Genomic DNA, 13,182 nt, shown 5'->3' with positions numbered 1-13,182 from the left:
ATGGGCGAAGCCGAGCCGCCGCGCGTGACCGCGCCAAAGGTGTCGAGCACCGATCGTTCGGCGGCGCGCAAGACCCGCAAATCGGAAGCCGCTGCGGCCAACAAGGCAGGCGAAATCAAGTCGAAAGGCGAAACGAGCTACTGAACGGGCGCGGTGGCCTGATGGCTGGCCCGAAGTGGCTGCGCCTCGTCCTCCCGACCCCGCGCTCGCCGGCCGAAGAGATGCGTCAGCGCGTGCGCGCGGCGCCGAGGCCCGCGGAGATGCTGCAGTGCAAGCGCTGCGCTGGGTGCGAACTGCGACCTGGTCGCTGAGCCACCTCGAGGGTCAGGCAGCGCTCGGCTCTGCCACGCCGCGTATACGACTCGGGGGGAAGGACAGGCCCCGCCGGCGTCCGCGGCCGTTCCCCTGTCCAAGCTTCTGCCGCGGTTGGCTCGCTGGCGCGCACGGTCGCGCGTCTACCGCTGATAGGGAAGTTGACTCTTCTCGAACGCGATGTCAGATCGCGCACTGGCGCATTGCCCGTCGAGCGATGGCCAGGCGACCTGGGCCGGATCGAGCAGGCGGCTGCGCGGATCCGCACCCCATTGAGCTATGCCGGCGAAGCCAATATGCTGCGCGAGCACATGGGGCCTGCCCCATGACCGGTTTGAGGCCCAAAGCGGTCTCCGGCCGGCCAACATCGAGATGCGCTCTGGTGTGCCGAATCGCACATACATCCCAGCGCGCCCACGCAAAAATGGCAACTGAAGCGACCTGCCGTGAGGCAGATGAGGATGCACCGCTTTTCAGGAGACGTTCCATGAAATCCATCCATCATGAACCCCCGCGGACCGACGCTGTCGAGCGGGCGGGAGCCAGCGCCACCACGCGGTCTCTGCGAAAAGCGCTGATGGTTCTGGTCGTCGCCATCGCAGCTCTCGCGAGCGCGATCGTCCTTGTGCTGATTCCGCAACCGATTCCCTATCCGTGGCAGGCGCCGCTCGCCTGCAGCGGGACCGAGTCGCACGACTCACCCGAGGTCGCGATGGTGCGGCACATGAGCCGCGTTTCGAGGAGCACCGATGACCTGCCCAATTCCCAGTGTGCGTGAGGCAGGCACCGGACCCGGTGTCGTGTGCGTCCACTCGAACGCAAGTACGTCGTCGCAGTGGCGCGTATTGATGGATTGTCTGTCCCCGGACTTCCACGTCTTCGCACCGGACTCGCTTGGCGCGGGACAAGGCCCGGCGTGGCCACGAGATCGCATCGTGACGCTGAGCGACGAGGTGGCCTTGCTGGAACCGGTCTTCGAGGCGGCTGGATCGCCGTTCTCTCTTGTCGGCCACTCGTACGGCGCCGCGGTGGTATTGATGGCTGCTCTGGCCCGTCCGAGCCGCGTTCGAGCGGTCGCGATCTATGAGCCGACCCTCTTCGCGCTGCTCGACGAGGAACATCCCGGGCACGAAGCCGCGAGCGGCATACGTTCTGCAGTGGCTGACGCGGTCCGCGCAAACGAGGCGCACGACCACGCGGGAGCGGCCCAGGTCTTCATCGACTACTGGATGGGCCCGGGGACCTGGAGCCGCATACCCGCCGCTCGCCAAGCGCCGGTCGCAGCATCCATGGTCAACGTCGCAGGCTGGGCTCACGCTCTGTTTTCGGAGCCCACGCCATTGCGGGCGTTTCGCGCGTTGAAGGTTCCAGTCCTGTACATGGTGGGGGGGAAGTCGCCCGCTTCGTCGCGGGGGGTGGCCCGACTTCTGACGAACGCGCTTCCCGATGTCAAGGTGCTTGAGTTTGACGATCTGGGTCACATGGGCCCCGTGACACATCCGAAAGCGGTCAACGACGCCGTGGCGAACTTTCTCTCTCGCAACGCGTTGGTGCACAGCTCCCATTGTTGATGTCAGCCAGAGTTTCGAAGGCAGGCCAGCCCCTCACCATGCGCGCAGTCTCCGCAGGTAGCAGCGTGGGCGGCTGCGCCGGCGTAGGCGCGACGGTCTTGCCTGGAAACAGCAGGCCCCAGGGGGGCCGTGGCGCTCGCGGTGTTGTCGTCTCGGCTTCGCCTATCGCAAGACAGGGCTGCCTTCGGGGTCTTGTTGTTGCTGTGGCTGACCTGCGTGGACGCGTGGTTGAATGTGACGACGCAAATCCTTGGAGCGAGCCGTGGCGACAACAGATCCCGACAACATGCTCTTCTTCATCCCGGACATCAGCGGTTTCACGAAGTTCGTGACCGAGACCGAGGTGAGCCATAGCCAGCACATCATCCAGGAGTTGCTGGAGTTGATCGTGGACGCCAACCAACTCGGGCTGGAGGTTTCCGAGTTCGAAGGCGATGCGGTGCTGTTCGTTCGTCCCGGCGCGCCGCCGTCGCTGGACGAGCTTCTGGCGCAGGCACGGAAGATGTTCGTGGACTTCCATTCGCACATCAAGCGGATCGAGATCCTGCGCACCTGCTCATGCGGCGCCTGTTCCAGCGTCCATTGCCTGTCGCTCAAGTTCGTCGCGCATTTCGGGCCGGCCAGGACCATGCAGGTCAAGGGACATTCGAAATTCATCGGCAAGAGCATCATCGTCGCGCACCGGCTGTTGAAGAATCAGGTGCCAGAGCACGAGTACCTGCTGGTGAGCGAGGAGACGCTGAACCAGCTGGCCGACGGCACCGCGACGGCCTCGTCGTTCGAGTGCGGCCACTGCAGCTACGACGAGATCGGGGACGTGGCGTATCGGCACCGTTCGATGGCGCCGTACCTGGCCGAGGCGAAGGCGACGGTCACCGGATCCCTCACATGAAAAGCGCTTCGCCGCGCGTGTCGTCGGGAGCGACAGACAGGGGAGGGCCTGAACCGTTTCTTCATTCCCCCATCGACGTGAAGTTTCAAGCCAGAGTCATTCCATCCGGCAACGCAACCGCCGTTGTAGTTCCCGCACCTGTCATGGAGGCGCTCGGTTCTGACGCTCGACCGCTCGTCGCAGTCTCTATCAACGGTCACGCCTGGCGAAGCAGGATTGCCTTGATGCGCGGGCAGTGCTTGATTGGTATCAGCGCAGCCAATAGAACCGCAAGCGGGATAGCCGAAGGTGATCTGATCCAAGTTTTTCTTGAACTCGACACTGAGCCAAGAGTAGTGTCTGAGCCGGCAGATCTCGCGGCGGCGCTGAACAAGACATCGGAAGCGAGATCGGCCTTTGATCGCTTGCCATTCGGTCTCAAACGCAAGTACGTTGCGGCGATCGAAGAGGCCAAATCTCCAGAAACCCGGCAACGCAGAGTTAGCAAGCTCGTCGCTGATTTACGGCAACGTGCGGCCTAGCCGCTTGCTTCAAACGGACCCGCCTATGGCGGTCCGATTCAGCCGACCGAGCCATGCGGGTCTACGGCAGGGAAAGACTGATTGCCGACATTCGTTCGTACAGGGCGACCGGCAAGGATGGGCCCGAAGCGGGCCTAGCCACACCGTCGAAGCCGACGTTCAAGTTGGGTGAATCGCGGTGTTTATGTCCCGCAGGCTCTTGCACGGAAGTACCGCTGGAATGACCTCTCACCACTTCTCAAATCTGGTGTTGCCCTCTGGTGCCACATGCATCGAAGCTGGCGACTAGAGCCCGGGCATGKTCAGCGTCGCCCGCATTAGTTATCGCCGCCGTTAATTCCAAAAATGAGGTCTGAGAAATCATCGGCCAACACAATCCAGCATGATGCGGCTTTCGATTTTTCGATTTGCAGCGCAAACGCGATGAAGACGCTATAGCCGGCGCGTGGCGCGAAACGCGCGGGCATAGAGGCCATCACCGTCCAGGATCGAGCGCCCTCCAATGTCGCTCATGGTCGGGCCGTCTGCCCGCTTTCGACTGGAAATGAAGCGGTGATGGCCCGTGGTATCGCGCCCGACATAGATTCCGACATGATCGATCTGCGGGCCGTCATCCCGATCCGCATCGAAGAACACGAGGTCGCCTGCGGCGAGGCTGGAGAAATCCGTGACCTGGCGCGTCGAGGGCGGCACGACGAGCACGCCGGGCGCGTGGCTTGCCATTTCATGGGCCCGTCGCGGAATCGCAGCTTTGTCTTCCCGGGGGGCACGACAGAGCGCGATGCATCCCGGATCCGCCCCCGACAGGTTGCGGCGGTAGCCGAAGACCATGCGGACGTAGCCCGAGCAGTCCAGGCAGCGGAACTGGCGGCTTTCGGGCTGATCCGTGGCTTCATTGGCGTAGGGCCACGCGAGCCCGAGGTAGTCGTTGAAGTCGGAGCCTTCTTCGCGCGTGTCCCCGGCCAACGGGCCGTAACTGGTATCGCCCGCGATCTGGAGTTGCGGATCGTGCTCGGCGTGGATGGGATCGCTGCCGCTGATGTACTGCATGGCGATGGCCAGCAGGTCGGGCTCCCTGCGCGCGTTGGCGGCGAGCGCATTCGCCAGCCAGCCAGGATCGAATCGGTCTTCGCGAAACGGCTGCGGGTAGGTGCGTGCCCAGCAGCCGTGGCAGACGCTGTGCGGCTCCTCCCTGAATGTGCGGAAGGGTCCTCGCAGAATCACCGTGTGCGCGCCGACGGTGAATGACGCGAGCCAGGCGGCGTTGCAGGGGTCGAACATCGCCACCTGCTGCGTCTTGCCGCCATGGGGTCGGATCCTGATCTTGTAGGTCGAGTTCAGCATCGCTCTGTGTCCTTGATCAACATGCGATGCAGGCGTTCCGATCGCGAACATCGCCCCGTTCGGAAGAGGCCTGCACGCACAATCAGCCGACTATTCAGGAGGCCAAATGTCGCTTTCGGTGAACGTCAGAGTGCCGACCACAGTGGGAAGCACCGGCTTCTTGGGCGAGTAGGACGAGGTTCCGCGAAAGTACCTCCATCTGTATGTGGAGGGGCCCAGGTTGTACCAGCGCATTCTTGCGTTCGGGAACGATCCGCTCTGATCAGGTTGCGCCGGGATGCCAATGTCACGCATCGGCGTGAGCCTAAAGCTCAAAGGCGCGTCGACGTCCGCTGTCGCAGGTTCAATTCTGAGGTCGGCCTGGACGAAGAGATGGCGTTTGGTCATGCGGATCAAGCCCAGGTCGACGAGGACATTTGGCGTGTCGATCCTGAGCGTGAGGCCCTCGGGTGGAATGGAACGGCCCGGCCCTACATCGGCCGCGCCACCATCCGTCGAGCCGGGGACCTTCTGCGCTGAGACGCTTCCAGCGTAGTAACTCGACTGGTACCGGCCGCTCTGCCCCGTGGGCGTCAGGGGACGGCGCCAGCTTTCCGTGGTTGCCGAACCCGACCAGCTGATGTTGATGGCCGTCGGTCCGATCGACCAGCGTCCGACGCCTTTTTCGTTGCTGCGCGAATCACGCCACGCAAGCCTTCCACCGGGCGAGAACTCGTACTCCCAGACCCAGTCCTTTACCCTGACGATCCACTTGCCGAGAATCGCCTGTGGGTCGTCCTCCATCTCCGATTCGCCGGCGATGCCGGACTCATCGGCCTCTTCGAACTCTCTTTCGCGCGTTTTGGAGAGCGACGTGGAGTAGGAAAGGTCCGAGCGCGGCATCAACCCATCGAGCTCCCGTCCGCGCGGATGCTGCCCGGTAACAAACCAGCGCTTGCGCTCCCGCACCTTGTCGGCCCAGCGCTGCGCGGAGGTCGTGGCGAGCACGTCGGCGATCGCGAGCAGCACTTCGCTCTCTGGCACGCGAGCGGTGCCGAACCGCGTGGCGAGCGCCATCAACGCCTGTTCGATCAGGACTCGGCGCTTCTGCACGCCGCTGAACTTCTTCTTCAACCACCCCTTCCCGTGGCTGGCCACCGCATCGAACATGAAGCAGAACGCCTGTTCGCTGGTGAGGCGGAACTGGCGGCAATAGTCCCCCGCGCACGCCAGCAGGTTGCGCACGTAGCGCACCTGGATCTGCTGGAACGCAGTGTCTTCCGACAGTCGCTTGAAGTAGCCGACCCAGGGCTGGCGCACAGTCCAGATGCGCTTGCCGCGCGCGCCGGTCGAGACGCTGTTCATCTGCTCGATGGCGAAACGGTGTTGCTCCTTTTCAGCTTGCTTGTCCTTGCCTGCGATCAGCTGCAGGAATTGCGACGCATCCGGGCCGAACACCCACACCCAGCGCGCCGGATGCTCCTTCGCGAAGTCCCGCAGCAACGGCTGCAGGCTGCCGGTGCCGATGGTCCAGTTGACCAGCCCGAACGATAGGCCTTGTCCGTCGAAGTTTCCGCTGAGGCCGTAGAAGCCGCCGCGCTTGCCCGTTTCGAACAGGCTGGTGATCTCCACGGCCTTTTGCTCGGCCGGCGTGAGGCCGCTACCGGCGAGGCCAGCTTCGCTTTCCTGGTCGAGTGCGAAAGAGAGGTCGTGCTCCCTGTCCTCGAACGAACCCTCCTGCCATGCCTCCTCTTCACTGGATTCCGCACCCCATTCGGAGTCGCGCTCGTCGCCGAACGCGTCGAATCGATCGGGTGCCTCAAGTTCCTCCTCGTTCGCGGCCTGTTCGCTCCATTCGTCGCCGCTGGCCTTGTCTTCCGACGCCGACGCTTCGGCTTCGGTGGCGAGCCCGGCATCGTCCTCGCCTTCCTCGAACTCCTCGTACGCATCCAGCTGCGCCTCGGCTTCGTCTTCGCCGGAGGTCGCCAACGCCGGCAGTGCTGCGAGCAGGCGCGGCAGGTACGCCGTGGGAATGCCGCAATGCGAGACCTTGCCCGCCGCGACCGGCATCACCGTCAGCCGGCCGTCGCTTGCGGCTGCCAGCTTGATGAACTCCTTGCCGCGCACGCCGGTCGCCAACTCGCGCACGATCGATCCCTGGGTCCGGTAGGTGCCCTGGCGAAAGACGACCGTGGCCTGCAGATCCTCGCGCGAGCGCAGCCACGCCCGCCAGTCGGCGATCGGCGCGGAGTAGGTCGTGTCCAGCGCCCACACGTGCGTCGGACTGGCCAACGCGCCGGTGCGCATCTGCGGCGAGGCATGCTCGTGTGCCAGTGCGTCGAAGAAGCCGTATGCGCGCGAATGGCCCGCCAGAACCAGGCGCTGCACCTCGGGTGCCGCGGCGCTGCCGGCGATCGTGCGCACTTGCTCGAGGGCTTCGGCCGCCACCTGGTTGAAGTTCGCGGGCTGCGCCAGCCGGTGCCACTTTCGGCCGAACGCCATGCGGTTCGCATCGAGTCGTTCCCAGTCCATGAACGGGACGACCAGCACGATCGGGCGCCCGGTCGCTTCGACCAGCTCTGCAAGCTTGAACGGCTGCTCGGTGATGAACGTTGCGGGCCGGTTCTTCAAGACCGGCTTGCACAGGTCCAGGCCATGGCAGAACACCACCATCTCGACCCGACGCGCATGGCGTGCGGCCTGTGTTACATACACGGCAACCTTCACGGCCAGTGCCTTCGCGGTAAATGTGCGCAGGTAGGGCGACAGTGCCGCGCCTTCCTCCTCGTACTGCGCTTCGGCGTAGAGCGATCCCTCGTCGGCCTGCTCCCAGGAAGCCATCGATCCACCGGGCTGGGCTTCCTCTTCGAGCTCGCCGCGCGTCGCGCCTTCGAAACGCGCCTTGAGTCCCGGCGGGTTGTATTCCCAGTGCCAGGGCTCGTTGCGATAGGGGTACCAGCCGAACTCGCGCGCGCGCAGCGCCATCCACTTGTAGGCCGGCGAGCGGTACATGCGCACCAGGTTGCCCATCTTCGCCTCTGTGCCGGCCTTCGCCGCGGTGGCGCGATCGACGCGGGTGTTGATCTCCATCACCGGCAGGCCCGGCACGCCCATTCGCAGGTCGATCGCCAGCCCGTACATGTGCGCCGAGGCCTTGCGTGCGACCGCGGCGGGGTTGGGCTGGTTGGCGCTCGCCGCCGCCTGTCGTGCACGGCTGCGCCACGACGACAGGATGACGAGGTCGACGCCGTCCGCCTTCGCAGCCGCGTGCATGCGGACGAACGCATCGCGCGCTTCGGCGTACAGCCGTTGCGACGGCTGGCCCGGCACCTTCGCCGCGGGGCGATCGCGGAACCGGATCGAGGTCGGCACACGGCGTTCCGGCGTGACCCCGCCCATGGCATCGAACAGCGAGCGGGCGAGCGCCCAATGGCGCTTGATCTCCATCGTCGCCGACTGCCCCTTGGGCACGTTGAGGGGAAACTCGACGTCCGACCAGTCCTGCCGGAGGAAGCGCGCCCGTACCGTCCCGTCCGGCAGACGCTCGATCGCTGAGCGGTCGAGCGCGAGGATCCACGCCCGTTGTTGCGGGGACAGTGGCGCGGGCACTTGCACGGCGCTGCCAGCGGCCTCATCTTCGGGCTCGAAGTACTCCTGCTGCGTGGCCTCGGGCTCCATGTATTCATGGAACTCCGATTCCCTCGACGCGCACGCCTCGCATCTTTCGTGGGCTTCATGCGCTTCACGCGCCGGGCCGACAGGAAGCTGGCACTGGCGCGACGTGAAGCGCCCTTCGGTGGTGTACTCGCCGCACCTCTTGGCTGCATCCCAGGCGGCGCACGGCGCTGAATTTCGCAAGTCCAGCACCTGGTAGCGCTTCTGGGCGCGCGCGCTCGGGTAGCCCCGCGTATGGAAGCCGCTTGCGTCCACCGACATTCTTTCGGCGCCTGCCACCGATCGCGCGGTGGACAGCCGGGGCGCATCCCGGTCGTATTCGAGCAGCCCGAAACGGTGTCCCTCAAGCGTCTGGAGGGCGCTCGCCTGCGACGAGTCCCAGAAAAGGAAGGTGTCTTCGCGATACCCGATGATCAGCAGCCAGTGCTCGGGACATTGGCGCCACGCCTCGTCCTTCGCGATGCGGGCGCATCCCACTTCCGGCTTGTCGGCGCAGATGCCGCTCAGAACACCTGCCGCGACGGTGCAGCCCTGGTCGAGCGCCCGCTTGATGCGATCCACCGCATTCCGGAGCTGCTCCTTCGCATACCTGATGACCAGGTGCGGACCGGGGACGTCGCCGCAGTGCGCGCAGCGGGACTTGTGGGGTTCCGACCGGCACATCGACCAGTACGAGCCGCTCCATTGGCAGCACTTGCGAGTGGCCGAAAGCGGAGGCTGCTCTTCCCGCGCCGTGACGAGCTGTGCGCCGTAGAAGTTGAAGGACGCACACTTGGCTTTCGGGGGCGTCGCGGCCTCGAGCAGGCGGCTGGCGGTCTGGACCGCCCTGCAGCAGTTCGTTGCGTTGATGTCCGCGGGCACGATCCTGCTGAAGCGGAGCATCAAGGGAAAGGTCCATTCGACGGACGCCGGGTTCGCGTCTTCAGCCGCGAAGGCGAGACGGGGCGCCGGCGCCGCGTCGGCCGGGCGCAGCGCGATGTCGACACGGCGATTTCGGGCTCGCTCCGCTTCGGTCCTGGGTTGGGGCACTTGCAGCTGCCGGGCGCCTGCACCAACGACGCGCCAGTGCAGGCGGGTGGAGACCGGCGGCGACGGGGGGTCGGCAGGCAGATGTGCCGCGCTCTGCCGGTCGATCGCTTCGGCGAGCGTCGCACGCATCCCCAGCGCGCGTTCCCGGCTTATCGTTGTTTCGAAGTCGGCTCCCCGCGCGACGTCCCTGTCCGCATGTCCGACCAGTTCGATCGAACGCACCGGTGTACGGCCCGGACCGAAGCTCCAGAGGACGTAGGCCGCAAGGGCGGAAATCTTCGCGCGCTCCGAAGGTGCAAGCGACGCGGCCTCGCTGCGGTAGCGGCCGAACCCGCCGATGGTCGCGCTCTTCAGCGCAGGCGGATCGGTCGGACGCGCGCCCGGCTCGAATTCGTCCTGCTGCGCATAGTCCTCGAAGGACTCCGCGGCATCGCGTTCCTCGTCGTCGAGGTATTGCACTTCGCCTGAGCTTCCGTCGCTCTGCCATTCGCCGGCGTGCTCGTGTTCGCGTTCACGTTCGCGTTCGAGCTCGTCTTCATCCAGTTCCTCGCCGTCCAGGACGAGGTCTTCGGCGAGCGTCTGCGGGGAGTCGCTCTCCGATTCCATGTCGAGCCAGGCCAGGTTTTCTTCTCCGGCGTTCGTGGGCTCCGGACCTTCGTCCCAGGTCCCGCCRGTCGCTGGTGCTTCTGCATAGGGCGACTCGCCCGACGCGTTCCATGCCGGCCCGGCTTCGTAGCGATCCGTCGCGTCAGCGCCTTCGGCGAAGGGGGCCTCCAGTCCGATCTGGTCGAACGCGCCCGGCGGGCTTGTTGCGGACATGGTCTTTCCTCCGGCGGAGTCGCTGCGTCACTGCACACTGACCAGCCGCGGGCGGTTCGTCTCGACGGGCTTGGCGCGCGCCTTGAGGTCCTTGCCTGTCGCGGCCGCCCATTCCGTGATGACCCGTCGCGCGGCCTCCGCCACGGGCCCGGGCATGTAGAGGAGGGTCACGGTAGCGGGATCGATCACCGCCGACTCGATGGTCCGCAGAAGGATCGACAGGTCCTCGCTCATGGAGAAGAGCGCGGCCGACTTGCTGTGTGCGGGCAAGCCCACCCGGTCGCCGATCAGCTTCAGGCGATTCGCCGCCGATGTGGAATCCGCCTTCAGATCCTTGATGACCGCGGTCTCCGTGTCCAGCGTGAGCTCGATCCACCCGAGGACGGTCGCGGCGGCCAGTTCCTCGCGATCGATCACTTGCCCCTGCCGGCGTGAGGTCAGGACGTACTGAAGCTCCTGGGCAATGCGGAAGATGCGGTCCTGGTCGGTTTCGTTGCCCGCCACCAGATTCTTGATGTTGGCGATGGCCCGCCACAACTCGTAGAGCAGTTCCTCGAACAGCTTGACGAAATCGGTGTTGGCGGCGCTCGCCTTTTCGTATTCGCAGGGGCGGTTGTCCTCGGTGCCGAACGCGAGGTCCATGCCCAGCAGACGCCAGTAGGCGTTGCGTCGAACGGCTTCGGCATTCCGTCGGGCGGCGCTGGTGGAGAGCCACGGCGCAATCAGGTTGTCAGCCCCATGCAACAAGGCCTCCGTGGCATCCAGCCACTGCCGCGTGGCAAAGCTCGGGACGCCGAGCTTCTCGCCGGAGCGATATTCGCGGACCACGCGGCGCAGGATCTGGCTCGCGCGGGTGTTTTCGAGCACGTAGCTGTAGGCGAGATGGTCCCAGCTCGGAACCGTCGAGGTGATCGGCACGGGCGGGACGATGGTGTGGAATCGCCCGGACGCCCACAGGCTCTGGCGCGCCGGTCCGGCAGAAGGACTGTAGGAGTTCCAGTACTGCTCGAGGTACAGCGTCAGATCGAGCGGGTCGGCGGTCAGGACGGCCTCGGTAGCAGCGGCAAGACTGCCGGCGGCAACCGGCGGGTAGGGAGGGGCAGGACCAAGGCCTGCGGCGAAAATGCCCTTGACGAGTTGCCGGATCATGACGCACTCCTCTGTTGCAAGCCGACGTCCTCTTCCCCGGTGGGCGGCTTCTTCTTGTCCTCTACCGGCACTGGCGGCACCAACGCCTTGTACAGATTGGCCATCACCGCGCGCTGCTCGGGGCGCAACGGAGGTTCCACCGGGGCCAGATTGCGCAGTGGTGCGACCTGGACGGCGATGTCCTGGAGGCGGTCGGAAACAGTCTTCAGACCGGCAGACACCTGTTCGAACCCGCACCCGAGGATGCTTTCGGTCGCTCCCGCTTGTGCAAGGCGCACGAACAGTTCCTCAAGCACGGCGATGCGCGATTCAAGCGTCGAACCCGCGTAGCCCTCTTGCTTTTCCGTTGCCATGGCGATTTCCTCTCAACATCAGGCTGCTTTGACTTCCGTCGTCAGCCACTGCCGCGCGCGGTCGATCCAGAGCGGCGCGGTCGTGGGACGCTCGGCTTCGCGAAGACCGGCCAGCGCGACGATCCGGATGCCTTCGCTCTGGCGCCAGTGTGGCGAACTCCAGAGGGCCGCGCCAGCGCTGGTTTCGAGTTCGCCCAAGGCCTTGGGCGACACGCGTTGTGGATCGAGCACGTCGGTCATCGGCCGGTTCTGCAGTGCCGGCACCGGAGCAGACAGGCACGCGGCGGCGATGGCCGGCATGGCGGCCAGCGAGCGCGCAAGCAGTGGCTGCACGCTCTCGTCGGCGGCAGTCGCCGGATGCCGCGCTTCCATGGCGCGTTGCAGCTGCGTCCACGGCCCGTTCGCGCCGAAGCACTGTTTCGAGAACGCGCAACCCAGCGCGGTGCGCAGCCAGCCGATGGGATGCGGATCGCCGATCGGCCAGCGCAGGATCGTCTCCGCGTCGCCCACCACGTCGTAGAGCGCCGCGACGGAGGCGTAGCCGGTCAGGAGGAAGGCATGCACATCGGCGGCGATCTCCGAGGCCCACGGTGTCCACATGGCCTGCAGCTGCGCATCGTCGGCGAGCGCACGCGCGAGCGAGTCGCGCACCGACGGCACCCACCCGGTGAGGTGCGCGACCTGGTGTCCGGTCTCGTGGAAGAGCGAGGTCGGGCGGTAGAGGTTGTGGCGCACGATCTTGATCGCGGCGACGGGCATGACCGCGCCCGGCGCCCACAGGCGCACGCCGGCACGCAGGATCGACGCGCCGGTGCCCTTGTCCTGGTACACCAGCGCACGCGGAATGGGCTTGTTCGCACGCTGCAGCACCGGTGCCATGCTCGCCACGGCAAGGCGATCCAATGTCGACAGCGCCGCGCACAGCAACGGGCTGGTGCGCGAGTTGACCGCGTCGCCGAGGAAGTCGAGCGTCGTGTCGACCTGCACGTAGCGGCGACGGAAGCGCTGCACCGCCGTCGCGGCCCGGTCGACCAGCGCGGGGGCCTGGCGCGCCTTCGCGATCAGCGCGCTCGTGGCGTCGCCCAGTGCGATCAGCTCCTCGACCGCGGCATTCATCTGCGTTCGCAACGGTACGCCGATCTCGCGTTCGACCGACTTCCACGCCGCCAGCGACGCGAACTCCTCGGCGTCGCGGAAGGTGCGCGAGGCCGCCAGCCAATGCGCGATCTGGCGCTCGAGGTCGGCGACGACGAGCGCGTGGTCGATGGGCGCGACCTTGCTCATTTCCGGCGCCTGCCCGAGGTCAGACTGATGGAAATCGACGGCGTGCCGCGCAGCGCGTTCTTCGCGGCCGCCGCGCCCGCGCCGCCCGCACCCTGTGCGAGCGCGTCCAGCCCGGGCACCGCCGTCAGGCGCACGCGGACCGTGACGCCCGGATCCGGATGGGCCGCGGCACGGGCGAACGCTTCGCCGTTGTTGCGCGCCCAGCTCGCGAGGGCGGGCAGCACCCAGGCATCGAGCCGCCGACGCAGCAATGC

Annotated in this window: 10 protein-coding genes; 4 read left to right on the top strand and 6 right to left on the bottom strand. The window is 66.0% G+C overall.

Going from position 1 to position 13,182, the window contains the following annotated elements:
- The first annotated feature begins 799 nt into the window (after nt 1–799).
- The 4 genes from AC1D2K_RS16885 (at nt 800) to AC1D2K_RS16870 (ending at nt 3,296) form a co-directional block, all read left to right on the top strand.
- Nucleotides 800–1,090, top strand: a complete 291-nt coding sequence (locus tag AC1D2K_RS16885) for a hypothetical protein (protein ID WP_478089988.1) — start codon at nt 800–802, stop codon at nt 1,088–1,090.
- The gene (locus tag AC1D2K_RS16880; RefSeq protein WP_478089987.1) at nt 1,062–1,883 is read left to right on the top strand and encodes an alpha/beta fold hydrolase; all 822 of its coding nucleotides are present in this window, start codon (nt 1,062–1,064) and stop codon (nt 1,881–1,883) included. The genes AC1D2K_RS16885 and AC1D2K_RS16880 overlap by 29 nt, the downstream gene beginning before the upstream one ends.
- Before the next feature lie 262 nt (nt 1,884–2,145).
- On the top strand, nt 2,146–2,775 hold the full coding sequence (locus AC1D2K_RS16875) for a DUF2652 domain-containing protein (protein ID WP_478089986.1): 630 nt from the start codon (nt 2,146–2,148) through the stop codon (nt 2,773–2,775).
- Nucleotides 2,772–3,296 carry a YdeI/OmpD-associated family protein gene (locus AC1D2K_RS16870; protein WP_478089985.1) on the top strand — a complete coding sequence of 175 codons (525 nt, stop codon included), beginning with the start codon at nt 2,772–2,774 and terminating at the stop codon, nt 3,294–3,296. Before AC1D2K_RS16875 ends, AC1D2K_RS16870 begins: the two co-directional genes overlap by 4 nt.
- Nucleotides 3,297–3,728: 432 nt before the next feature.
- On the opposite strand, the gene AC1D2K_RS16865 is transcribed toward AC1D2K_RS16870, so the two are convergent.
- The 6 genes from AC1D2K_RS16865 to AC1D2K_RS16840 form a co-directional block, all read right to left on the bottom strand.
- Complete coding sequence (locus AC1D2K_RS16865) at nt 3,729–4,640, bottom strand: NlpC/P60 family protein (protein ID WP_478089984.1); 912 nt, start codon at nt 4,638–4,640, stop codon at nt 3,729–3,731.
- Between the two features lie 90 nt (nt 4,641–4,730).
- Entirely contained in the window at nt 4,731–10,142 is a 5,412-nt protein-coding gene (locus tag AC1D2K_RS16860) for a D-alanyl-D-alanine carboxypeptidase family protein (RefSeq protein ID WP_478089983.1), read from the bottom strand.
- A gap of 27 nt (nt 10,143–10,169) precedes the next feature.
- Complete coding sequence (locus tag AC1D2K_RS16855) at nt 10,170–11,291, bottom strand: hypothetical protein (protein WP_478089982.1); 1,122 nt, start codon at nt 11,289–11,291, stop codon at nt 10,170–10,172.
- The gene (locus AC1D2K_RS16850) at nt 11,288–11,644 is read right to left on the bottom strand and encodes a hypothetical protein (RefSeq protein ID WP_478089981.1); all 357 of its coding nucleotides are present in this window, start codon (nt 11,642–11,644) and stop codon (nt 11,288–11,290) included. The genes AC1D2K_RS16855 and AC1D2K_RS16850 overlap by 4 nt, the downstream gene beginning before the upstream one ends.
- Before the next feature lie 18 nt (nt 11,645–11,662).
- Nucleotides 11,663–12,928 carry a hypothetical protein gene (locus AC1D2K_RS16845; RefSeq protein WP_478089980.1) on the bottom strand — a complete coding sequence of 422 codons (1,266 nt, stop codon included), beginning with the start codon at nt 12,926–12,928 and terminating at the stop codon, nt 11,663–11,665.
- Nucleotides 12,925–13,182, bottom strand: a 258-nt coding sequence (locus AC1D2K_RS16840) for a hypothetical protein (protein ID WP_478089979.1), incomplete at its 5' end; no start/stop codon positions are given. The genes AC1D2K_RS16840 and AC1D2K_RS16845, both read right to left, overlap by 4 nt.

The organism is Variovorax sp. P1_H12_2 (assembly GCF_056405335.1).
Note: the sequence above shows the minus strand (reverse complement) of the source record. Positions and strands in the feature narration are given on the sequence as shown.

Coding starts and splice junctions, on each gene's coding strand:
- AC1D2K_RS16880 (WP_478089987.1), top strand. CDS start 1,062: ATGACCTGCCCAATTCCCAGTGTGCGTGAGGCAGGCACCGGACCCGGT.
- AC1D2K_RS16850 (WP_478089981.1), bottom strand. CDS start 11,644: ATGGCAACGGAAAAGCAAGAGGGCTACGCGGGTTCGACGCTTGAATCG.
- AC1D2K_RS16885 (WP_478089988.1), top strand. CDS start 800: ATGAAATCCATCCATCATGAACCCCCGCGGACCGACGCTGTCGAGCGG.
- AC1D2K_RS16865 (WP_478089984.1), bottom strand. CDS start 4,640: ATGCTGAACTCGACCTACAAGATCAGGATCCGACCCCATGGCGGCAAG.
- AC1D2K_RS16845 (WP_478089980.1), bottom strand. CDS start 12,928: ATGAGCAAGGTCGCGCCCATCGACCACGCGCTCGTCGTCGCCGACCTC.
- AC1D2K_RS16870 (WP_478089985.1), top strand. CDS start 2,772: ATGAAAAGCGCTTCGCCGCGCGTGTCGTCGGGAGCGACAGACAGGGGA.
- AC1D2K_RS16855 (WP_478089982.1), bottom strand. CDS start 11,291: ATGATCCGGCAACTCGTCAAGGGCATTTTCGCCGCAGGCCTTGGTCCT.